Genomic DNA, 20,854 nt, shown 5'->3' with positions numbered 1-20,854 from the left:
AGAGAGTTGTCCATCATGGCAGAACACGATAACAACCGGACGGTGCCAAACGCATTGCCGATTGGGTACCGTTTTAATGAGTTTGAAATAAGGGAAGTAATTGGCGGCGGCGGTTTCGGTATCGTTTATCGCGCCTGGGATCATCAGCTTGAGCGCACCATTGCGATCAAAGAGTTTATGCCTTCTTCGCTGGCGGTACGCAGCGATGACCTTAATCTGGTGCTGCGCAGCGAACGCTTTAGCAAAACGTTCCATGCCGGACTGAACAGCTTTATTCAGGAAGCACGGCTGCTGGCGCGTTTTAACCATCCGAACCTGCTGCACGTTTTGCGCTTCTGGGTGCAAAACGATACTGCCTATATGGGAACGGTATTTTACAGCGGCACCACGCTGTCGCGCCTGGCCGCTCAGCGCCCTGAGCTGGTGAATGAAACCTGGATCCGTCGCTTGCTGCCGCCGCTGTTTGGCGCTATCAACACCATCCATCAGGAAGGTTATCTGCATCGCGATATTTCACTGGATAATATTCAGATCCAGGAAAATATGATGCCGGTATTGCTGGATTTTGGCTCGGCACGCCAGACGATCGGCAATCTCTCTGATGAGACTGAAACCATGCTGCGGCCCGGCTTTGCGCCAATTGAGCAGTACAGCGACAATAATGAAAGCGAGCAGGGGCCCTGGACCGATATCTATGCGCTGGGTGCGGTGCTGCATACGCTGATTGTCGGCGCGCCGCCGCCGGTTAGCGTGGTGCGCAGTATTGAGGATAACTACCAGCCGCTGGCCGAACAGCGCCCGGCCGGGTTCTCGCTGCCGCTGCTGCACGCGATTGATAAAGCCTTGTCGCTGAAGCCGGAAGATCGTCCGCAGTCGATTGATGCTTTTGCCGCGCTAATGGAGCTGACGGTTTCCGATCTGAACGACATTCTGAATGTTAATCTCGAAGGGCCAGGCACTATGCTGGTGCCGGTAGAGCCGGAAGCGCCAGCGCCTGTGGCCACGTCGCCGCTGAAACGCTATATGTGGCCAGGGCTGGCGGCGGCAGGCGTGTTGGTGGGTATTGCCGTTGGCGCGATGATCGCCGGTAGCGGCGATGATACGCCAACCACCGCGACGGCACAGCCGCACAGCGCGGAGTCGGCTTCTGCTGTCAGCGCGCCGGTGCAAACGGCGGCCAACAGCGCCCCAGCGGCCGCGGCGCTACAGCCTGCTGCGCAACCGGCAACGCCGCCGCCTGCGCCGGAGCCGATTGCTCAGGTTTATATTAAACTGCGACTGGGCGACGATGTGGCGTTAAATGGCAATCAGCAGGCGCTGGTGCCGTCACCCAACGGCTTTGCCTCGCTTCAGCTGCCGCCAGGGGAATATACGTTTACCGTGACCAATCAGGGTACATCGCGTGAACAGAAAATTACCGTGGATCGTGCAGGCGTCTGGTTGATTAATCCGCAAAGCTAAGGTAATAAAGAGTGGCCCTCTTTTTTAAGATGGCCACTTATTCTCCGGAAAAATAATTACAGGAAAGGAAATGGCAAATAATCCATGGCGCCTGTTAATCACCCTAACGCTGGCACTTTTTATTAGTGCATGCGATCAATCCTCTGATAACCCTAAAAACTCAGCTGCATCCGCTGTACAAACTCAAATTAACGATAAGTTCACCGCGTTTACTAAGGCGGCAAACAGTGAAACCAGCGTTAATTTTTACTCTTTGCCTGAAGCTCTGTATCACTATCAACAGGAGAGTAAGCCACAGCTCACGGCCAATGTGCCGCTGACAGCTTATGCCGTGATCAATCCATCAATATTTCACAATATCAATGAGTGGCTGGATAAAGGCTTAAGCCTGCCGGGCCCGCTACCACAGCTGGACAGCGCGGCGCAGGCTTATCAGGCCAGTATCAATAAGCTGCTTCCTCTCAGCGAAAAACTGTATGATTATCAAAAGAATAAAGGCTGGTTAACGGATAATGGCGAGCTGGCACGGCGCAGCGATGCTGAATATGTCGATGCCTTTAACGCGCTGCTGACGAAGCGGAACGCTTTTTTGAAAGCCATTTCTGCTGCCAATAGCGAGCGGATAAAAATTGCCTATGAGAGCTCGCCAGCAGATAGCGTAGAGCATTATCGCAACGGCATAGTTTATCTTTCACGTCAGGCGCTGCGTGATTTAACAGAAGACAGAACGCCCGCTGAAGATAAAATCCTTAATAATGAAGTTGAGACGTTAGAGCAACTTTCCGCTGGCTGGAATAAATTAATTCAACAGCAGGGTGAGCAAGACTGTAAAAGTATTATCGATACGGCTAACGATTATATTTCTGTATTACACGCCGCCATAAATCAACAGGCACATGGCGAAGAGGTCATTCAAGAGAATATTATCTTGCCCTTTAACGCGCTGGTGCATGCATTAAATAGCCATCGTAGCTGTTAATAAACTGATTTCTTGCGGCCTCTTTCTGAGGCCGCATTCCTGAAACAAACCCATTTCCTTATTATCATCGCCCGCATCCGCGGGCCCGCTGAGCACGGAACTCACCTATGTCTGAACGTATCACCGCACGGCTCCCGCAGGAGGGGCTGCTTTTCTGGAAGCTGGAGGGGCGCGAGGCGCTGTCGCACCCCTTCGAACTCACCGTCACGCTGCTGGGCCCCGACGCCCGCGCCGACCGCCACGCGCTGCTGGGCCAGCCGCTGACGCTGGACATCCCCACCGGGCGCTTTCTGGCGGGCACGCGCCACCTCAACGGCAAAATCACCCGGGTGGCGGTGCACAGCGAGGAGCTGGGCGGCACGCGCTACGCGGTGTACACGCTGACGGTGGAGCCGGACCTGTGGCCGATGAAGCGGGACCGCAACTTACGCATTTTCCAGGGGCAGACGGCGGTGCAGATAATTCATCAGCTGCTGGCGGAGTACGGGGTGCAGGTGGAGGACCGGCTGAAGGCCCGCTACCGGGAGTGGGAGTACTGCGTGCAGTACCAGGAGAGCAGCCTTGACTTCATCAGCCGGCTGATGGAGCTGGAGGGTATCTATTACTGGTTCCGCCACGAGTCGGACCGTCACGTGATGGTACTGTCGGACGGGCCGGAGGCGCACGGGCCATGGCCGGGGTACGAGACGATACCCTACCACGTCACGGGCAGCGGCGGGGTGACGTCCCAGGAGGGGGTGAGCCACTGGGCGGCGGAGGACCGGGTGACGCCGGGCATCTGCAGCATCGACGACTACGACTTCCGCAAGCCGAACGCGTGGCTGCTGCAGGCGCGGCAGAACCCGGCGGCACCGCAGCCGGGGAGAACGGAGGTGTATGAGTGGCCGGGGCGGTACGTGGAGCACGCCGAGGGCGAGAAGTACGTGCGGGTGCGCCAGGAGGCGTGGCAGGCATCGCACCGTCAGACCGGGGGCCGGGGCACGGCGCTGGGGATAGCGCCGGGGTACACCTTCACGCTGCTGAACGCACCGCACGCGCAGGACAACGGGGCGTACCTGACGCTGGAGGCGGGCTACAGGCTGGAGGAGAACCGCTACGCCAGCGGGGAGGGGGAAACGGTGCATGAGATAACGTTCCGGGTGCAGCCGGCGGAGGTGGTGTACCGGAAGGAGGCGGAGACGCCGTGGCCGAAGACGCACGGGCCGCAGACGGCGCGGGTGACGGGGCCGGCGGGGGAGTCGATATACACCGACCGCTACGGTCGCATCAAGGTGAAGTTCCACTGGGACCGGGAGTCGAAGGGGGACGAGACGAGCTCGTGCTGGGTGCGGGTGTCGAGCGCGTGGGCGGGCCAGGGGTACGGCGGGGTGCAGATACCGCGGGTGAACGACGAGGTGGTGGTGGACTTCATCAACGGTGACCCGGACCGGCCGATAGTGACGGGTCGGGTGTACAACGCGGCGAGCATGCCGCCGTGGGCGCTGCCGGGGGCGGCGACGCAGATGGGGTTCATGAGCCGGTCCAAGGACGGAACGCCGGACAACGCCAACGTGCTGCGCTTCGAGGACCGGGCGGGGGAGGAGCAGGTGTGGATCCAGGCCGAGCGCAATATGGACGTGAACGTGAAAAATGATGCCTCACGCAGTATTGGGAGCAACCACAGCCATTACGTACGTAAAAATGAACTTCACCGGGTAGAGGCGAATCAGACCCAGGCCGTAAAAGGTGGTACTGAGATCCTTACCGGGCAGGGCAAACTGGACGCAGTGGTGGAGCAGTATGTGCTAGCCTCCGGATCGCAGCTACGGCTGATATGCGGCAACAGTGCTATCGAACTTAATGCCAACGGGCAGATAAACCTTGTTGGAAAAGGCTTTAACCTGTTCGTGGAGGGAGATGGCAACATCACCACCAGCGGCGGTAAGCTGAACCTGAATACCGCGGGTGCGCAGCCAGGCACCTCCGCGCCAGGGCCGAATCACAAGCAGGATATCAAACAGGCAGTGGAGGCAAAGTTTACGCCGGGAAAGGGGAGTAAAGGGGCTGCGCCTGTTCAAAAAAAAACAATTGATCATCAGACAGCGGCAGCGCCTGTTTCACCTTTACCTTCTGAAAATAACAACGATAATTTTTCAAAGATATCGCCAGTTATTTTTCAAAATGAAGGCGGATATGTAAATGATCCTGACGATGCAGGAGGCGCAACGAATAAAGGTATCGCCTGGCCCACCTGGCAGCGTTATGCAAAAGAAGATTTGGGAGTGGAGCCAACGTTAGCTAATTTGAAAAAGTTAACTAATGAACAGGCAGAAGTAATCTACCGCAAACGCTATTGGGAACCATCAGGTTTTAATAACATTAAAGATCCAAAGCTGGCATTGATGTCATATGACTGGACTATTACCTCAGGTGGTGCTGGAAAAAAGATACAAAAACTGCTTAACAGCGAATTTGGCCAAAATCTAAACGTAGATGGTGCGATTGGGCCGAAAACTATCGATGCGATGAATAGTGTACCGGATTCATCGAAACTAACCGAAAGAATTGCAGATATTAGAAAGGCGTATTACCGTAGTCTTGCTGACAGTAAGCCTACAAATGCAAAATTTCTAACGGGCTGGCTTAATCGTGTAGACCGTTGTTCACAGGTGGAACTGGAATGAGATTATACCTAAAATCAGTGTTATGTTTTTCTGCGCTTTTAAGCGTATCTGCTTTTGCTTCCTCTTCTTTCACTGGCGTATGGTCTGGTGAAAAAGATGATACGGAGAATCAACCGTTATCTACCCTGTCACTGGATATAAAGCAGACGCAGCAGAATATCAGTGGAAGCTATTGTTATATTAGCCGACGTGGGGCGCGCATAGACTGTCCTGAAGAGGGAGAGAGTAACCTGTCTGGCACTCTTCAGGGTGACTCCGCGCTTGTTGAGTTCAATTCATCCTTCGGAGGGAAAGGCGGCAAGGCTCAGCTTACTATTAATCAGGGCGTTATGTCATGGCAACTTCTAAAACAACCTGAAGATGGGGATTATACTGCCCCTGATAGTTATATACTGCATAAAGAAAAAGAAATAAGCGGCACCAATGGTGTAAGTAAAACATTATTAACTGATAAGTTCACTGTTACTATACGCAATAGTTGTGGTGATTTTCTTCAGGTGTGCGATAAAGTTTATTATCAGGGTGTAAGGAATAAAGATAACAGTGTTTTAACATTAACCGGTAAAACCGTGAGCAATATTAATACACAAAAGGTTATTGGCGCTGCTTTCAAAAATGGTAATGTTGAATATCGAGTCGACTTTAATCCTGCCCGACTCTTAGTAAGGCAAGAAAATAAAATATTAGTTGAGCAGTATGGGAAGTGGCAGGAATAATAAATGAAAATATATCAGGTGAAATGTGCCGATAAAAATCAAATGGTTTTTATGCTGGCACATTTTTGAATAATTTTATGGGTTTTCTTATTAGTAAGTAAATTCCTGCTGAATAGTATAATTCCCGCAAGATTTAATATGGTTCAGGAGTTGTGTGTTTCCCTAAGCGCTTTATTCATAAGAAATACATTGTGGAATAATTTTTAGCTATGGCAGTTACCACACTGTACGCCTAAAAATAAACGATTAACTCATACTGCGCATGAGATGTTTTTCAATCATTGCCGCACAATGGCCTTTATGCATTGCAAGGATCGACTATGAAATATTCCCTTCAGGAAGCCTCTTTTTCCTTATTTCCCGCTGTATGGCAGGACGCCACTATCAATATCCTGCGTGATGAAGAAAGCGGCCTGTCGCTGGTAATTAGCCGTGGCCCGATACCCGACGAAAGTGATTTTGAACAGGAATTTCATCGTCAGTGGGAAACATTGCGTACCCAGATGGGCGATGTGCAGCAAAGCGCCTTTGAACGTGTCAGCGTCGGGCCGGAAAACAACATTCGCGCCGTGGAAGTGGAAACCGCATTCACCCGTAACGGTCAGCAGCTGTGGCAAAAACAGCTGGCGGTACAGGTAAGCGGCCAGCCGGTGATGCTGATCTTTACGCTTTCTGCTCAGCGACCCTTCAGTGAAGAGGATACGCCGCGCTGGAACGCGATTAAACAAAGCCTGACGCTGAATGCTAACCGGAATTCGTAAGGTATGAGTGACAACAATGCGGCTCGTCAGGGCGACGAAATCATCCACTCCAGTGTTTTTGCTGATATCACGAGTATCGTGGCGGAAGGTGCCGCCTATGCGTTAATCGGTGCGGCTGTAGCCGCGGCGGCAACCGTTGCCGCGCCTGCGCTGGGGGCTGGCATGGCGGCGGCAGGTGTTGCTGCTGTAGGATCCAGCTGCGTGCTGAGCGGTATTCTTGGCGGCGTGCTGGCGAACGTGGCTGGCATCACCGATGACATCAGCGCGGCCGCCGACGGCATCGGTAATTTTTTGTTTCCACCATCACCGGCAGGAAAGATTATTACCGGTGCCAGCAATGTTTTGATTAACAGTCTGCCCGCCGCCCGTGCAGCAGGGGCACCGGTGGCAGGTGATACGCCACCGCCTGAACCACAGCCGCCTGGCAGTTTCGCCGACTATGGCGGTATGCTGCTGTCTGCTGCTAAACAGTTTGGCAGTGAGATGTGGCAACCGACCGTCGCATCGGCAGCTGCAGGCGCTTCGCCGCTGGAGCAGGATAAAGTCGCCTGTGATAAACATGCTGGCCCGCAGTATCTGGCGGAAGGTTCTAAAAGCGTTTTTATTAACGGTCAGCCCGCCGTCCGTGCGAAAGATCGCACCACCTGTGAAGCCACTGTCTCGGAGAAGGTCTCGCCTGATGTGATTATCGGTGGGGAAACCCTGACGGTACGCGATATCAAGAGTGGTAAAATGGCAGGCCTGGCGATGACAATGATCGCCCTCTCATTGATCCGCGGCCGCCCCGGTAAAATCCTGAAAAACATGCCCTGCGCACTGGCGGCAGCGGGCGGCGGCATGCTGGCAGATATGGCTGTTAATGCGGTATTCGCTTCGCCGCACCCGGTACATGCCGCAACCGGCGTGAAGGTCCTGAATGACGAGAACGAACTTGATTTCTCCCTGCCGGGACGTTTTCCGCTGCGCTGGCAGCGCAGCTATAACAGCCTGACTACGCGCGAAGGACTATTTGGCGCGGGCTGGGCCACCGCTTTTGACAGCTGGCTGAAGCTGGAAGGCGATGAGGTCACCTGGTTTGATGAAACCGGTCGTGAGCTGCGCTTTACGCTGCCTGCGGTTAACCAGGCTTTTTACAGTATCAGCGAAGGGATAATTGTCCGGCGCAATGAGAGCGGCGACGTGGCGATTGCAGATGACGATGGTGCGACATGGCGCTTGTTCAAGTCCACACGTGCTAACCCTGCCGTGCTGAAGCTGGCCTCGCTCAGTGATGAATATGGCAACAGTCTGGAAACCGGCTGGGACGAGCACGGACGGCTGGTGCGTATCCACGATGAGCCTCGCGCCATTGACGTTACGCTGGCCTATGAGGATGAGCGCTTCCCGGAACGTGTCACCGCCGCCAGCCATTTTGACGGAACGCATCACTGGCCGCTGATGACCTGGCGATACGACGCACGCGGGCAACTGGCCGCCGCCACCGATGCCAGTGGCGTGATCACGCGTGAATATCGTTATAACGATCAGGGGCTGATGATCTGGCATCGCCTGCCGGGCGGGCTGGAAAGTGAATATCGCTGGCAAAAGTTCGATCACTGGCGGGTGGTGGAAAACCGTACCAGTACCGGCGACGGTTGCCATATCGCCTATGACATCCCCGCAGGGCTGACTACCGTCACGCAGTATGATGGAGAGACTCGTCAGCACTACTGGAACGCGCAGGGGCTGATTACCCGTTTCGTCGATGAGCGCGGCGAGAGCTGGCGTTACGAGTGGGATGAGAACGAACAGCTGACGCGGCGCATCGATCCGCTCGGCAATGCCGTCAGCTTTGTTTATGACGAGATGGGCAACCGGGTACAGGAAACGGATGCTGACGGCAATACGCAGACGACTCGCTGGCTGGAACACCGGGCGCTACCCGCCTCCATCAGCGCACCGGATGGCGCAACCACCTGGTTTTATTATGATGAACATCATGGACTGGCGCGGATTGTCGATGCGCTGGGGCAAAGCACGCTTTACCGTCGTGACGAATATGGTCAGGTAACGGAGGAGGTTGATGCGGCTGGTAACACGCGTTATCAGGAATATAACGAGGCGGGGCAGATTATCCGCGCCACCGACTGTTCCGGTCGCATAACGCGCTGGCGTTACCATCCGCTCGGCTGGTCTGAAGTGGTGATTACCCCTGACGGCGAAGAGACGCGTTATCGCTATGATGCAGCCGGACGCCCGGTGCAGCTTGAACGTGCGGAGGGCTGGCTGGAGTCGCTCAGCTGGAGCAGCAACGGCCTGCCGCAGGCACATGAAGCTGCAGACGGAAAACGCAGCGAGTTCAGCTATGACGCAGCCGGGCGTCTGATTGCCACCCGTAATGCGCTGGGCGAAGAGGTCCGCCGCAGCTGGGACAGCCGCGGCAGGCTGACGGCGTTGCATAACGAGAACGGTGAAGCTTACCGCTTTCGCTGGGGAGCAGACTCGCTGCTGCTGGAAGAGGCCGGGCTGGATGGGGTGATCACCCGTTACGGTTATGATGCCTGCGGGCGCACGATTTCGCGCACCTTTGCGGCCGGTCATCCTGAAGCCATTACCCACACTTTCTCCTGGAGCGCAGCCGGTCAGCTGCTGGCGCGCACCACCCCGGAAGGGCAGACGCGCTGGCATTATACCAGGAGCGGGCTGCCGGAGCGCATTACGCAGCATGCGGTGCTGGGCGTTAATGCCTGGAGCCGCGAAGCCGAGCAGGAGCTGACGTTTGAGTATGATGCGCTGGGGCGCGTTATCAGCGAGCAGGGCGAAAACGGCGCGCTGAACCGCACTTACGATGCCCTGGGTAACCGCACCGCGCTGACGCTGCCGGACGGGCGTCAGCTCAAGCACCTTTATTACGGCAGCGGCCATCTGTTGAGCATTGCGCTGGACAGCCTGCCGGTCAGCGACTTTACGCGTGACGCGCTGCACCGCGAGGTGAGCCGGACCCAGGGGCTGCTGACCAGCCGCACGGCGTATGACCGTCTGGGACGCATTCAGCGGCGGGACGTGTTTACCGGACATGCGCAGCGTCCGGCTCCGCGTCGCTGGTCACGGCGCTGGGACTATGACTGGCGCAACCAGCCGGTGCGTGAAGAGCGCGACGATAATCCGTTTAATGCCACCCGCTGGCAGTATGACGGCAGCGGACGACTGCTGACGCAGGATGGCATACAGCAGGAGCAGTGGCGCTGGGATGCGGCGGGCAACCCGCTGGAAAGCACTGCACTGCCGGTGCGCCATAACCGGGTAACGCAGCTGAACGGTATTTGCTGGCAGTATGACATTCACGGGCGCACCACGGAGAAAGAGAGCGCGCGGATGCGCTGGCGCTACCGCTACGATGGCGAACACCGGCTGACGGAAGTGCTGTGTGAGCCGAAGGACCGCAACAAACCGCAGACGCAGGTGAGCTTCCGCTACGATCCGCTGGGCCGGCGCATCAGCAAAACGCGCCGCCAGCTGCTGAACGGACAGCCGCAGGGGAAAGCGGTGACCACGCGCTTTGTGTGGGACGGCTTCCGTCTGCTGCAGGAAATTCATGACGGGGTGCCGCTGACGTATGTCTACAGCGATGAGGGAAGTTACGAGCCGCTGGCGCGCATTGATGGCGTGACGGACCCGGAGATTTACTGGTTCCACTGCCAGCCGAACGGCACGCCGGAGCGGCTGACGGATGCGGAAGGGGAGCTGCGCTGGGAAGCACAGAACAGCGCCTGGGGGAAGCTGCTGCGGGAAACGCCGCTGCAGGGACCGGGATTCGCACAGAACCTGCGGATGCAGGGGCAGTATCTTGACCGTGAGACGGGCCTGCACTATAACCTGTTCAGGTACTACGACCCGGACAGCGGCCGGTTTACCCAGCCCGACCCGATAGGACTGGCGGGCGGGCTGAACCTGTATCAGTATGCGCCGAATGCGTTAAGCTGGATTGACCCTTGGGGGTTGAGTAAGTGCAGCAGTAATGGAAACAAGAACAAACCAGACTTCTATGTAGGACCTGCGGGGCCAAGTGCGACGATGCCTTCCACTGCTTATCGGTACATGAGGTATCTTGAAGACGATGGTAGTATTAATACTTGGGCTTCACCTACTATTGATAATAAAGCAGCACCAGTAACTTATTTTGGTTTTAAGAAATTCAATACAGGCATCGAGGCGAGAGATGCATTTCAAATCAAAGGGTTAGATAAGGTTAATAAATTAGATCCCAGAGATAAATCATGGAGTGATGCCCGCCTACGCGGTGATTTTGATACATTACAGCTTTATGAAAACGGAGTTCCACAAGTAAGGCACCCCAGAATGTACGGTGATAAAATTGGTGCGCCGTTAGAACCATTTACCGAGGCTTACCCGAATTATGGAAAAGGAGGAGTGGAGCAAGTACATGCAGATAATAGAATGATCTATTTTGACAAAGTAAATATTTTGCCGGAGGAGTAATGAATTATCATTCTTATAATGAAGTTTTGGATTATCTTGAGGTTTTTTTTAACCGAGAAATTAAAGATGAAGGAAGTTTAAAAGAAATGTTGAAAACTATAGAAGATTGCCGCAACAACGAGACGGTCACTATCCGAGCCATAGATCAGTTATTTATGGACTACAGAAGGAAATTCCAGGATTACACTTTACCTTCTAAAGAAGAAGAGGAGGTATGGATGAATATACTTAACTCATGGCAATGAAGTATTTTGCTGAGTTTTTTATATTTAGAAATCCTTGAAGATCATTTTCAAACAGTTTGATATAAAGTTTAATAGTTAAATGAAAAGTTCATAAGTTATGATAAATTTTGGGGTTTGATAAGTATGCTTCCGGTAGTGCTGCCAGAGATGGCTTCCAGATTGCCCCAGCATGGAGTGATGCTTGCATGCATGGAGCCTTCGATACTTTACCGTTATACAAAAATGGCGAGCCTACAGCCTTTGTTCGTAAGTGGGATGATAATACCTATCCTACTAAAGTTGAGCCTTTTGCAGCTGCATACTCTGAGTACGGAAAAGGTGGAGCCGTGCAATTACATGCAGATGGTCAGGTCATTAATTTTGATTTAATAAAAATATCACCGGATTAATAAAATATATATTTTAGAAAGAAAAAATGTTGTTTGAACTATTAAAGAGAACTTTAAAAAATCAGTCTGATGTTGATGAGTTAATGAATTTGGCAAGAGGGAATGAACATTCTATCCCTATGAAAGGAATAAGATACAAATATGATGCTATGCAAAAAAATATACTAACCACAAAAGATATAGATGATCTGGATACCTTAATGCATTTTTATGGCCATGATTCTTATGTTTAATTAAATTGTAATATTATAAATAAAGCCGGAAGCGATCTTAACGATCTTTCCGGCTTTTTTCTTCAGCCGCTCCCCGTCAGGAACAGGCAGCTCAACATAATTGTTGACGGATGCGGAAGGGGAGCTGCGCTGGGAAGCACAGAACAGCGCCTGGGGTAAGCTGCTGCGGGAAACGCCGCTGCAGGGACCGGAATTCGCACAGAACCTGCGCATGCAGGGGCAGTATCTTGACCGTGACAAATCTGTCGGGAGCAGATGTGAGCAGCGATTCAGTGCTGGCCCCGAAGGGGCGAGCCTCATGGATGAGGCGAGTATTCGGGCCTGCACTACAATCTGTTCCGGTACTACGACCCGGACAGCGGCCGGTTTACCCAGCCCGACCCGATAGGGCTGGCGGGCGGGCTGAACCTGTATCAGTATGCGCCGAATGCGTTAAGCTGGGTTGACCCTTGGGGGCTGAGTAAGTGTAGTATCGAAGGCAAGTACAAAGAAATTGATAAAACTGACTTGCCTGCCTGGATAAAAGACTCCTTTAAAAATGGTGAATATAAAACTGTAATGACAACCGAAAAGGTAACCTTGTATAGAGTCTTTGGTGGTAATGCAAAAATGGATGGCTCTTTTGTAAGTACATCACCAGCATTGAATAAAATCCAGGCAAAAATAGATTCGGCACTTTTGCCCGAGTGGAAGAATACAAGGTACTTTGAAGCGACTATTAAAGTACCTAAGGGAACGGTTCTTCAGGTTGGGAAAGTTGAAAAGCAAACGATGATGTCAGGTGCAGTACTCAAAGGTGGCGCTGACCAGATCTTGTTGCCACAAGGCTATCCAATGAGTTGGATAAGCGATGTACGCTTCTTACAGTGAGAAAGTGAATAATGAAAAAGTTCGATCTTTTAAGCGAAATAGATAAAACAACTACTTATATTGATAATGTAATGAATAATGAAAAAAAAGGAGGTTTGAAAGATTTAATTGCTGACCTTGATAGGCTAAAATTAAAAGTTGTTGATGATGATTTACTCAATAATCCTCTGCGGGGCTTTCCCCGAAAATATGCAGAAATGTATAACGACTACCTCCATCCTATTACTGGTGTTTTAAATAACATAGAAAAATCTGTTGATAGTTATTTAGGCACTAACTAATAGTTATAGCTGAAAGGATCCAGAAAGATGTTCCCCGTGTTTTTATCTTCAGTCGCCAGCGGTCAGGCTCAGACAACTCTCCACGATCCTTACCGGCATTTTCCGGCCTACCTCACGCAGCTATTTGCCGGAAAGGTTTAGCGACGGAAGCTGGTACGTCCCGTTACGGGCGTTATCCTACAACTTAACGCCTTTCCATCTTTATTACGGCAGCGGTCATCTGCTGAGCATTGCGCTGGACGGCCTGCCGGTCGGCGACCTCACGCGTGAGACGCCGCCAGCTGCTGAACGAACAGCCGCAGGCCCAGGCGGTAACCACGCGCTTTGTGTGGGATAGCTTCCATGCCTCTTTTTTCCCTTCCAGCGTTATGCTAACTACTGCTGCGCTTTACCGCTATCAGCGCAACAACTATGCCACGACATTGCCTCAAACGGGCGCAGCGTCATTACGTCAGGTCGGGTGGCGGTTTCGGCATAATTGCTTATCAGCATTTGCCACTCACCTTCAACAGGCTCCGGCTGCTATGGTTGGCACTCGCGGCTCAGATTCGCCACTACCTTGTCGATTTTCCCACGCCGCTTAAGCGCGCGATATCTTTGATGGTGAGGCGGTTCTGCATACTCTCTTCCCTGTAAAACAACAATAAGTCATCAATACTACATTTTTAACGTTTGCCGCGTTTTATTGAGGCGGACCAGTTAAAATCTGCCACTTCACTTTCAGCCAGCGCAGAAGGTTTCTTTCTACGCACCGGCTTTTTCTCCGCCAGCGCTTTTTCCTTCTCATTATTTTGCTTGATGGTCATGACCATTTGTCTTGCTTCGGTAGTGAATTCTCTCTCTTTTTTACTGTCGGGCTCTTTGCCGGTACGAAGTCTGTATTTCTGCACCAGCCCCCTGAACGTTTCATCTACAACGGCTCGCTCATTCTCATTAAACTGATCGATCGAAATCATTTTCTTGTCGTTCATGGGATGCCTTCCTGTTAGTGAACTAACTCACCAAGATAGAGGATGCATGACCAGAGAACAACGACTCTGTTCGAAAGCAGGGTAACTAAAGTAAAAAGCTGCTGACAGCGCCGATCTTCTTTGACTCTTTCCGGCAAGCCATTGTTAAATTCCAGTTGGCTCCTGGCGGGCCGATAACAACGATAACCCTCTTTCTGCGCGGATTGCGCTTTGACTCTGACGAGCACAGCTATGTTTCTTTCCTGTTTAACACGACTGTTAATCATCACGGCGGTAACTGGCAGCTACGCGCTGGCCGCCGGGCTGCCTGATATTAACGGCGCGATCCTGACCCCGTCGGCTGAGCAGTTCTCTATGATGCCCACCGCTTCTGCGGCGGATAATCCATTACCCAGACCGGAAGGCCCTGCGACCTCATCGCCAGCAACAGGCACGCCAACGCTATCGCCGGAGTCGGCTGCTGACACGGTTACGCCTGCGCCAGCAGAGAGTGATGAGGTAAAGCAGGATGCGGTGATCAGCGCAGCCCTGCAGGCTATCCGTCAGCGTCAGCTTACGCCGCTCTCCACGGAATGCCTGAGCATGAGTTTTGTTGATGACAGTGATGATCCGGAAAACTACCTGATCGACGTGCGTGAAAACCGTAACCATCCGGCCTGCGGCGGCGATCCGGAAACGTCACCGCACCTGTTTTTCATGAAAGCCAATAAGATGAATGGCACGCTGCAAACCGATGCGGGCGTGGAGCCTGACGATTTTTATCCGCTGGAAAACAGTGAGCAGCCTGCGGTGGCCGAACTCACGGCGGAAGATTTTTCCATACAGGTCAATGGCGTTGCGCTGACGCTGGGGCAGGTATGGAATGAAGATATTATGATGAGTCTGCCGCCGGAGCGCCTGCAGCCACAGCAAGAAAAGCCAAACGCCGATGCCGCTTACCGTTACTTCCAGCACCGCTATGATGCGTTAACGCTGGTGGCAAGCAATGAAAACTGGCAGCAAAAACAGCACAGCCCGGACGACAACTATCTGGGCGAAATCACGCTGGTGAACCCAACGCTGGCGACGCATCGCGGGGTGCATGTTGGGATGACAGTTGATGAGGCTGAGCGCAAGTATGGCCCCGGCGAGGCGGATGAGCGTAACGGTGAAAGCTGGCTTAGCTGGCAGCAGGGCGATAATGTGCTCTCGGTGCGCATCAGCAATGGCCTGATAACGCTTATCCGGCTTAGTAATTTGCAGGCCGATCGGGATGCTGTGCAATAAAGCCCGGGCTTTGCGCGCCGCTGCGGAAAACGCGCGATTTCGGCCTGCTTTTTTTATGTACTTAAGGTAAGCTATGCGGCCTCATTGCCTGACTTTTCAACATTGTTACACGGGGCTGGATCCAATGTAGACCATCATGTCTTTTTGCAGCATTTACCAGGCTTACACCGCGTAGGCTTCAGGTGCGCTGCATGGTTCCGGTGCCGGGCCTGGCAATGTCGCAGGCCCTCATGAATTAACGGCTGTGACGCCTGTAATAATGTCGCGTCACGGCATCAACAGAAGAACTCCGATGTCTAATACCACATTTTTGCAAGAAGTGTCGCGTCGTCGTACCTTCGCTATCATTTCTCACCCCGATGCCGGTAAAACCACCATTACCGAAAAAGTCCTGCTGTTCGGACAGGCGATCCAGACCGCCGGTACGGTAAAAGGCCGTGGCTCTAATCAGCATGCCAAATCTGACTGGATGGAAATGGAGAAACAGCGCGGGATCTCTATTACTACCTCGGTAATGCAGTTTCCCTACCGCGATAGCCTGATCAACCTGCTGGATACGCCGGGGCACGAAGACTTCTCTGAAGATACCTATCGTACCCTGACCGCCGTTGACTGCTGTCTGATGGTCATCGACGCGGCGAAAGGGGTTGAAGATCGTACCCGTAAGCTGATGGAAGTGACGCGTCTGCGCGATACGCCGATCCTGACCTTTATGAACAAGCTGGACCGTGATATTCGCGATCCGATGGAGCTGCTGGACGAAGTTGAAAACGAGCTGAAAATCGCCTGCGCACCCATTACCTGGCCAATCGGCTGCGGCAAGCTGTTCAAAGGCGTTTATCATCTCTATAACGATGAAACCTATCTGTATCAGACCGGTAAAGGCCATACCATTCAGGAAGTGCGCACCATTAAGGGACTGAACAATCCTGAGCTGGACAGCGCGGTCGGCGAAGATCTGGCAGCGCAGCTGCGTGACGAACTGGAGCTGGTGCAGGGCGCTTCGCATGAGTTTGAGCAGGAAGCGTTTTTGCAGGGTGAGCTGACGCCGGTGTTCTTCGGTACCGCGCTGGGCAACTTCGGCGTTGATCATATGCTGGATGGCCTGGTTTCCTGGGCACCTGCGCCAATGCCGCGCCAGAGCGATACGCGCAGCGTTGAAGCCAGCGAAGAGAAGTTTTCCGGTTTCGTGTTTAAAATCCAGGCTAACATGGATCCGAAACACCGCGACCGCGTCGCTTTTATGCGCGTTGTCTCCGGTAAATATGAGAAGGGCATGAAGCTGCGTCAGGTGCGTACCGGTAAAGATGTGGTCATTTCCGATGCGCTGACCTTTATGGCGGGCGACCGTTCGCATGTTGAAGAAGCCTTCCCCGGCGACATTATCGGCCTGCATAACCACGGCACCATTCAGATTGGCGATACCTTTACGCAGGGTGAAAACATGAAGTTCACCGGTATTCCGAACTTCGCGCCAGAACTATTCCGTCGTATTCGCCTGCGCGATCCGCTGAAGCAGAAGCAGCTGTTAAAAGGGCTGGTGCAGCTGTCAGAAGAGGGTGCGGTACAGGTGTTCCGTCCGGTATCCAATAACGATCTGATTGTGGGTGCGGTAGGTGTGCTGCAGTTTGACGTGGTCGTGGCGCGCCTGAAAAGCGAGTACAACGTGGAAGCGATTTACGAATCGGTTAACGTTTCGACCGCGCGCTGGGTTGAATGCGACGATGTGAAAAAGTTCGACGAGTTCCAGCGTAAGAATGAAGTCAACCTGGCGCTGGATGGCGGTGATAACCTCACCTACATCGCCCCGACCATGGTTAACCTCAACCTCACGCAGGAGCGCTATCCTGAAGTGGTGTTCCGCAAAACACGCGAACATTAATCAACTTTGTTCAGGCATCGCGGAGGCAGTATTCTCCTTCGCGATGCGTTTTTATAGTACCAGCGTAAATTTATCCGCCTTCGCTACAGACTCCTCTTAAAAAATCCTTAAAAACGCCTTCTTAACTGTTTTTTAACCAAAAAAACGCGACGAATGCCAATCCTTGACTATGCTTAGTTTGTCGGATGTAAAAAGCGGCGGTGAAAGCCTCCCGGCGTCCATTTAAGCGGTACATGGGTTTGTTGCCGCTACGCTTACGGTTGTGAGTGGAATAACGTATAAGAAGGAAGATATCGATGAACAAGACTAAGATTACCAAGACTCTGATGGCTGTGATGGTGGGTTCTGCGCTGCTGAGCGGCTCTGCCCTGGCAGATGAATCTGCATCACAGAAAACGCAGAATGCTGCGGATAGCGCAGGGTCCACAATCGATAGTTCTATGAAAAAAGTCGATGGTTTTATGGATGACAGCGCCATCACCGCCAAAGCGAAAGCTGCGCTGGTAGATGACGAAACGATTAAAAGTACGGATATCTCAGTGGAAACCCAGAAGGGGGTTGTGACCCTGAGCGGTTTCGTTTCTTCTCAGGATCAGGCTGAAAAGGCTGTGGCACTGGTGAAGAAAGTTGAGGGGGTAAAATCCGTCAGCGATAAACTACACGTCAGAGACAGCGAAAAACAGTCAGTTAGCGGCTATGCAGGTGATGCCGCTACAACCAGCGAAATCAAAGCTAAGCTATTAGCGGATGACATTGTACCGTCCCGGAACGTTAAAGTTGAAACCACCAACGGTGTGGTCCAGCTTTCCGGTACGGTAGAAAAAGAAGCACAGTCAGAACGTGCGGAAAGTATCGCCAAAGCTATTGAAGGCGTAAAAAGCGTTAAGAATGACCTGACGGTTAAACCTTAATGTTTTTGCGGCACGGTCAACATCTGGCGTCTGTGCCGCAGCTAACCCGTTAAAAAAATAAAGTTCATGGGTTTACTGTCCATGAATTGGCTGAGCTAAGCAGTTCGATTTTAACTATGGTAAAGGAGAGGCTTATGTTTCGTTGGGGTATTATCTTTCTGGTAATTGCATTGATCGCGGCGGCATTAGGCTTCGGCGGTCTGGCTGGTACAGCCGCATGGGCAGCTAAGATTGTCTTCGTGGTAGGTATTATTCTGTTCCTTGTCAGCCTGTTTACCGGTCGTCGTCGACCCTAGGTAACCAGCTAAACAGACAGATCCAGTGAATTTAGCGGAGACCAGTCATGAATAGCGACATCGTTGCAGGCAAATGGAAACAATGGAAAGGCCAGATGGCGCTAATGTGGGCGGAGTGGTTTGATAACGACGACGCCTGGATGGCAGGAAACAATGACTGGCTCTCCGGTATTTTGCAGGAAGATTACGGGCGTGAGCAGCACTATGATGCCACAAACGATAAACCCCTGCGCTGATCTGTTATAAGCTGGCCCGCTTTCTTTGCAGAGCGCGGTGCCGGCCTGTGTTTTTTCTCTGGCCCTGCGCGGCTAAACCCATCGCCACCTGCTTTCCGTATCTCCTCTCTGGAACACTTCTTTTACGCTACTATTCTGCAATTCCAGAATAAAAGGCGGCGTTATGCATCCTGCAATGCAGCGGCAAATAAAATAGCGCAGAATAATTCCTGAAATATGTAGAGGAGCGCTGACGTGAGATTTATTGATACCCACTGCCACTTCGATTTTCCTCCGTTTACCGGGCATGAGGAGGAAAGCCTGTCACGCGCCGCTCAGGCGGGCGTAGAGAAAATTATCGTTCCGGCGGTGGATGCTACACGCTTTGCTCTGGTATTACAGCTGGCACACCAGTATGCACCGCTTTATGCCGCGCTGGGACTGCATCCCATTGTGATTCAGCAGCACAGCGATGCGGCGCTGGAACAGCTGGAGCAGCACCTGCGTCAGCGACCCACAAAACTGGTGGCGATCGGCGAGATCGGGCTGGATCTTTATATGGACGATCCTCAGTTCGATCGTCAGCAATATTTTCTGGATGCGCAGCTGCGGCTGGCGCGGAAATACGATCTGCCCGTGATCCTGCATTCCCGGCGCACGCATGACAAACTGGCACAGCACCTGCGACGTATCGAGGTGCCGCGCCGTGGCGTGGTACATGGCTTTGCCGGAAGCGTGCAGCAGGCGCAGGCGTTTATTGCTGCTGGTTATGCTATCGGCGTAGGCGGCACCATTACCTATCCTCGTGCCAGCAAAACGCGCAATACCATTGCGCAGCTCCCGCTTGAAGCGCTGCTGTTGGAAACCGATGCGCCTGATATGCCGTTGAACGGCTTTCAGGGACAGCCCAATCGGCCAGAGCAGGCAGTAAAGGTATGGCAAACATTATGCGAGCTGCGTCAGGAAGCGCCGGAAGAGATCGCGGCCACCCTTACCAGCAACAGTGAGAAATTGTTTCAGCTACGTTAACAAGACGACCAGATCACAGGGGATCTTAAGAACAGGTAAAGAGCGAATGTGATAATTCTCACATTTGCGCTTCTGCGGTATGATAGCGCGCATAAAGCGCTTCTGGCCTGCGGCTGTGGCGCTTTTAATGCGATGGACGTCACATCAAATGTAGACTTGATGGTAGCGTTTCTTAACTAAATGTGAGCTTACGCACAATAAAGAGTTTGCCCGTGATGTTAAAATCGTAACATCAAAACGAATCAGCATCGCTGGCAAGGTGAGATGGATCTCAACCCTCTTCAAGGAACCAAGACCTCGTGTTGAGTCTTCCACTGGCGGAAGCTCACTGAATCTTTCTGGAGAGCATTATGACTGATGTAACCGCTGCCGCGCTGCGTGCGCTGAAACTCATGGATTTAACCACCCTTAACGATGATGACACCGACGCCAAAGTGATTGCGCTGTGTCAGCAGGCTAAATCCCCGGCAGGCAATACTGCTGCCATCTGTATTTATCCCCGTTTTATTCCCATCGCACGTAAAACGCTGCGCGAGCAGGGCACGCCCGATATTCGTATCGCTACCGTAACCAATTTCCCGCACGGCAATGACGATATTGAGATCGCGCTGGCGGAAACGCGCGCGGCCATTGCCTATGGCGCGGATGAAGTGGATGTGGTTTTTCCCTATCGCACACTGATGGCTGGCGATACCGAAACCGGCTTTAAACTGGTCAAGGCATGCAAAGAAGCCTGCGCGGCGGCCAGTGTATTGCTGAAAGTGATCATTGAAACCGGCGAACTGAAAGAGGAAGCGCTAATCCGTCAGGCTTCTGAAATCGCTATCGATGCGGGCGCTGACTTTATCAAAACCTCTACCGGTAAAGTGCCGGTAAACGCCACGCCAGAAGTGGCAAAAATCATGATGGAAGTGATCCGTGATAAAGGGGTACAGGATCGCGTTGGCTTTAAGCCTGCGGGCGGCGTGCGTACCGCAGAAGATGCGGCGCTCTATCTGCAGCTTGCCGATGACATTCTGGGCAGCGGCTGGGCGGATGCGCGTCATTTCCGTTTCGGTGCCTCCAGCCTGCTGGCAAGCCTGTTGAACGCGGCGGGCTATGAGAGCGCGCGCAGCACCAGCAGCTACTGAGTTTCCTTTCACCATAGCGGGCGCCTGCCGTCCGCTAAAAATAATTTTTCTGCACCGTTGGATCGGGACACCAGGCC

The 20,854-nt window shown here is 52.9% G+C and carries 19 protein-coding genes and 1 pseudogene; 19 read left to right on the top strand and 1 reads right to left on the bottom strand.

All coding sequences use genetic code 11. From position 1 onward, the window contains the following. Positions 1–15: 15 nt before the first annotated feature. The 12 genes and pseudogenes from B1H58_RS04010 to B1H58_RS03960 all read left to right on the top strand — a co-directional run bounded on the left by B1H58_RS04010 (position 16) and on the right by B1H58_RS03960 (position 13,077). On the top strand, positions 16–1,461 hold the full coding sequence (locus B1H58_RS04010; protein ID WP_085068099.1) for a serine/threonine protein kinase: 1,446 nt from the start codon (positions 16–18) through the stop codon (positions 1,459–1,461). 70 nt (positions 1,462–1,531) lie between these two features. After that, entirely contained in the window at positions 1,532–2,440 is a 909-nt protein-coding gene (locus B1H58_RS04005) for a DUF3829 domain-containing protein (RefSeq protein ID WP_085068098.1), read from the top strand. A gap of 107 nt (positions 2,441–2,547) precedes the next feature. Further along, the gene (gene tssI, locus B1H58_RS04000) at positions 2,548–5,103 is read left to right on the top strand and encodes a type VI secretion system tip protein TssI/VgrG (RefSeq protein WP_085068097.1); all 2,556 of its coding nucleotides are present in this window, start codon (positions 2,548–2,550) and stop codon (positions 5,101–5,103) included. After that, the gene (locus B1H58_RS03995; RefSeq protein WP_085068096.1) at positions 5,100–5,819 is read left to right on the top strand and encodes a hypothetical protein; all 720 of its coding nucleotides are present in this window, start codon (positions 5,100–5,102) and stop codon (positions 5,817–5,819) included. Before tssI ends, B1H58_RS03995 begins: the two co-directional genes overlap by 4 nt. A 320-nt stretch (positions 5,820–6,139) precedes the next feature. Then, entirely contained in the window at positions 6,140–6,580 is a 441-nt protein-coding gene (locus B1H58_RS03990) for a DcrB-related protein (protein ID WP_085068095.1), read from the top strand. 3 nt (positions 6,581–6,583) lie between these two features. Further along, positions 6,584–11,059: an RHS repeat-associated core domain-containing protein gene (locus tag B1H58_RS03985; protein ID WP_085068094.1), complete on the top strand. Its 4,476-nt coding sequence runs from the start codon at positions 6,584–6,586 to the stop codon at positions 11,057–11,059. Then, positions 11,059–11,304, top strand: coding sequence for a hypothetical protein (locus B1H58_RS03980; protein ID WP_085068093.1), 246 nt, complete (start codon positions 11,059–11,061; stop codon positions 11,302–11,304). The genes B1H58_RS03985 and B1H58_RS03980 overlap by 1 nt, the downstream gene beginning before the upstream one ends. A 107-nt stretch (positions 11,305–11,411) precedes the next feature. Next, positions 11,412–11,693, top strand: a complete 282-nt coding sequence (locus B1H58_RS03975) for a hypothetical protein (protein WP_157130146.1) — start codon at positions 11,412–11,414, stop codon at positions 11,691–11,693. 26 nt (positions 11,694–11,719) lie between these two features. Further along, the gene (locus tag B1H58_RS03970; protein ID WP_085068091.1) at positions 11,720–11,926 is read left to right on the top strand and encodes a hypothetical protein; all 207 of its coding nucleotides are present in this window, start codon (positions 11,720–11,722) and stop codon (positions 11,924–11,926) included. 100 nt (positions 11,927–12,026) lie between these two features. Then, positions 12,027–12,397, top strand: a pseudogene (locus B1H58_RS20965) (RHS repeat domain-containing protein); the annotation flags it as partial. Positions 12,398–12,433: 36 nt separating this feature from the next. Further along, on the top strand, positions 12,434–12,796 hold the full coding sequence (locus tag B1H58_RS20960; RefSeq protein WP_237172510.1) for a hypothetical protein: 363 nt from the start codon (positions 12,434–12,436) through the stop codon (positions 12,794–12,796). 11 nt (positions 12,797–12,807) lie between these two features. Beyond that, a complete protein-coding gene (locus B1H58_RS03960; RefSeq protein WP_085068090.1) occupies positions 12,808–13,077 on the top strand; it encodes a hypothetical protein in 270 nt (89 codons plus the stop codon). A 665-nt stretch (positions 13,078–13,742) separates the two neighbouring features. Here the strand turns inward: B1H58_RS03960 and B1H58_RS03955 are convergent. Beyond that, positions 13,743–14,048, bottom strand: coding sequence for a hypothetical protein (locus B1H58_RS03955; RefSeq protein WP_085068089.1), 306 nt, complete (start codon positions 14,046–14,048; stop codon positions 13,743–13,745). Between the two features lie 231 nt (positions 14,049–14,279). Between B1H58_RS03955 and B1H58_RS03950 the strand changes: the two genes are divergently transcribed. The 7 genes from B1H58_RS03950 to deoC all read left to right on the top strand — a co-directional run bounded on the left by B1H58_RS03950 (position 14,280) and on the right by deoC (position 20,777). Continuing rightward, positions 14,280–15,314: a hypothetical protein gene (locus tag B1H58_RS03950; protein WP_085068088.1), complete on the top strand. Its 1,035-nt coding sequence runs from the start codon at positions 14,280–14,282 to the stop codon at positions 15,312–15,314. 292 nt (positions 15,315–15,606) lie between these two features. Continuing rightward, positions 15,607–17,196, top strand: coding sequence for a peptide chain release factor 3 (gene prfC / locus B1H58_RS03945; RefSeq protein ID WP_085068087.1), 1,590 nt, complete (start codon positions 15,607–15,609; stop codon positions 17,194–17,196). Positions 17,197–17,492: 296 nt separating this feature from the next. Beyond that, a complete protein-coding gene (gene osmY / locus B1H58_RS03940; protein WP_085068086.1) occupies positions 17,493–18,107 on the top strand; it encodes a molecular chaperone OsmY in 615 nt (204 codons plus the stop codon). Between the two features lie 134 nt (positions 18,108–18,241). After that, positions 18,242–18,403 carry a DUF1328 domain-containing protein gene (locus B1H58_RS03935; protein WP_003856556.1) on the top strand — a complete coding sequence of 54 codons (162 nt, stop codon included), beginning with the start codon at positions 18,242–18,244 and terminating at the stop codon, positions 18,401–18,403. Positions 18,404–18,450: 47 nt separating this feature from the next. Further along, a complete protein-coding gene (locus B1H58_RS03930) occupies positions 18,451–18,639 on the top strand; it encodes a CsbD family protein (protein ID WP_085068085.1) in 189 nt (62 codons plus the stop codon). Between the two features lie 234 nt (positions 18,640–18,873). Further along, positions 18,874–19,647: a TatD family hydrolase gene (locus B1H58_RS03925; protein ID WP_085068084.1), complete on the top strand. Its 774-nt coding sequence runs from the start codon at positions 18,874–18,876 to the stop codon at positions 19,645–19,647. A 350-nt stretch (positions 19,648–19,997) separates the two neighbouring features. Further along, positions 19,998–20,777, top strand: a complete 780-nt coding sequence (deoC, locus tag B1H58_RS03920) for a deoxyribose-phosphate aldolase (RefSeq protein ID WP_085068083.1) — start codon at positions 19,998–20,000, stop codon at positions 20,775–20,777. Positions 20,778–20,854: the final 77 nt, after the last annotated feature.

The organism is Pantoea alhagi, from assembly GCF_002101395.1.
In the GTDB taxonomy this organism is placed as follows: Bacteria; Pseudomonadota; Gammaproteobacteria; order Enterobacterales; family Enterobacteriaceae; genus Mixta; species Mixta alhagi.
The sequence above is the reverse complement of the archived record's forward strand: the minus strand, read 5'-3'. Positions and strand labels throughout refer to the sequence as shown.

Coding starts and splice junctions, on each gene's coding strand:
- B1H58_RS03955 (WP_085068089.1), bottom strand. CDS start 14,048: ATGAACGACAAGAAAATGATTTCGATCGATCAGTTTAATGAGAATGAG.
- osmY (WP_085068086.1), top strand. CDS start 17,493: ATGAACAAGACTAAGATTACCAAGACTCTGATGGCTGTGATGGTGGGT.
- B1H58_RS04010 (WP_085068099.1), top strand. CDS start 16: ATGGCAGAACACGATAACAACCGGACGGTGCCAAACGCATTGCCGATT.
- B1H58_RS03985 (WP_085068094.1), top strand. CDS start 6,584: ATGAGTGACAACAATGCGGCTCGTCAGGGCGACGAAATCATCCACTCC.
- B1H58_RS03960 (WP_085068090.1), top strand. CDS start 12,808: ATGAAAAAGTTCGATCTTTTAAGCGAAATAGATAAAACAACTACTTAT.
- B1H58_RS03990 (WP_085068095.1), top strand. CDS start 6,140: ATGAAATATTCCCTTCAGGAAGCCTCTTTTTCCTTATTTCCCGCTGTA.
- B1H58_RS03935 (WP_003856556.1), top strand. CDS start 18,242: ATGTTTCGTTGGGGTATTATCTTTCTGGTAATTGCATTGATCGCGGCG.
- B1H58_RS03995 (WP_085068096.1), top strand. CDS start 5,100: ATGAGATTATACCTAAAATCAGTGTTATGTTTTTCTGCGCTTTTAAGC.
- deoC (WP_085068083.1), top strand. CDS start 19,998: ATGACTGATGTAACCGCTGCCGCGCTGCGTGCGCTGAAACTCATGGAT.
- B1H58_RS03970 (WP_085068091.1), top strand. CDS start 11,720: ATGTTGTTTGAACTATTAAAGAGAACTTTAAAAAATCAGTCTGATGTT.
- tssI (WP_085068097.1), top strand. CDS start 2,548: ATGTCTGAACGTATCACCGCACGGCTCCCGCAGGAGGGGCTGCTTTTC.
- B1H58_RS03950 (WP_085068088.1), top strand. CDS start 14,280: ATGTTTCTTTCCTGTTTAACACGACTGTTAATCATCACGGCGGTAACT.
- B1H58_RS03930 (WP_085068085.1), top strand. CDS start 18,451: ATGAATAGCGACATCGTTGCAGGCAAATGGAAACAATGGAAAGGCCAG.
- B1H58_RS03980 (WP_085068093.1), top strand. CDS start 11,059: ATGAATTATCATTCTTATAATGAAGTTTTGGATTATCTTGAGGTTTTT.
- prfC (WP_085068087.1), top strand. CDS start 15,607: ATGTCTAATACCACATTTTTGCAAGAAGTGTCGCGTCGTCGTACCTTC.
- B1H58_RS04005 (WP_085068098.1), top strand. CDS start 1,532: ATGGCAAATAATCCATGGCGCCTGTTAATCACCCTAACGCTGGCACTT.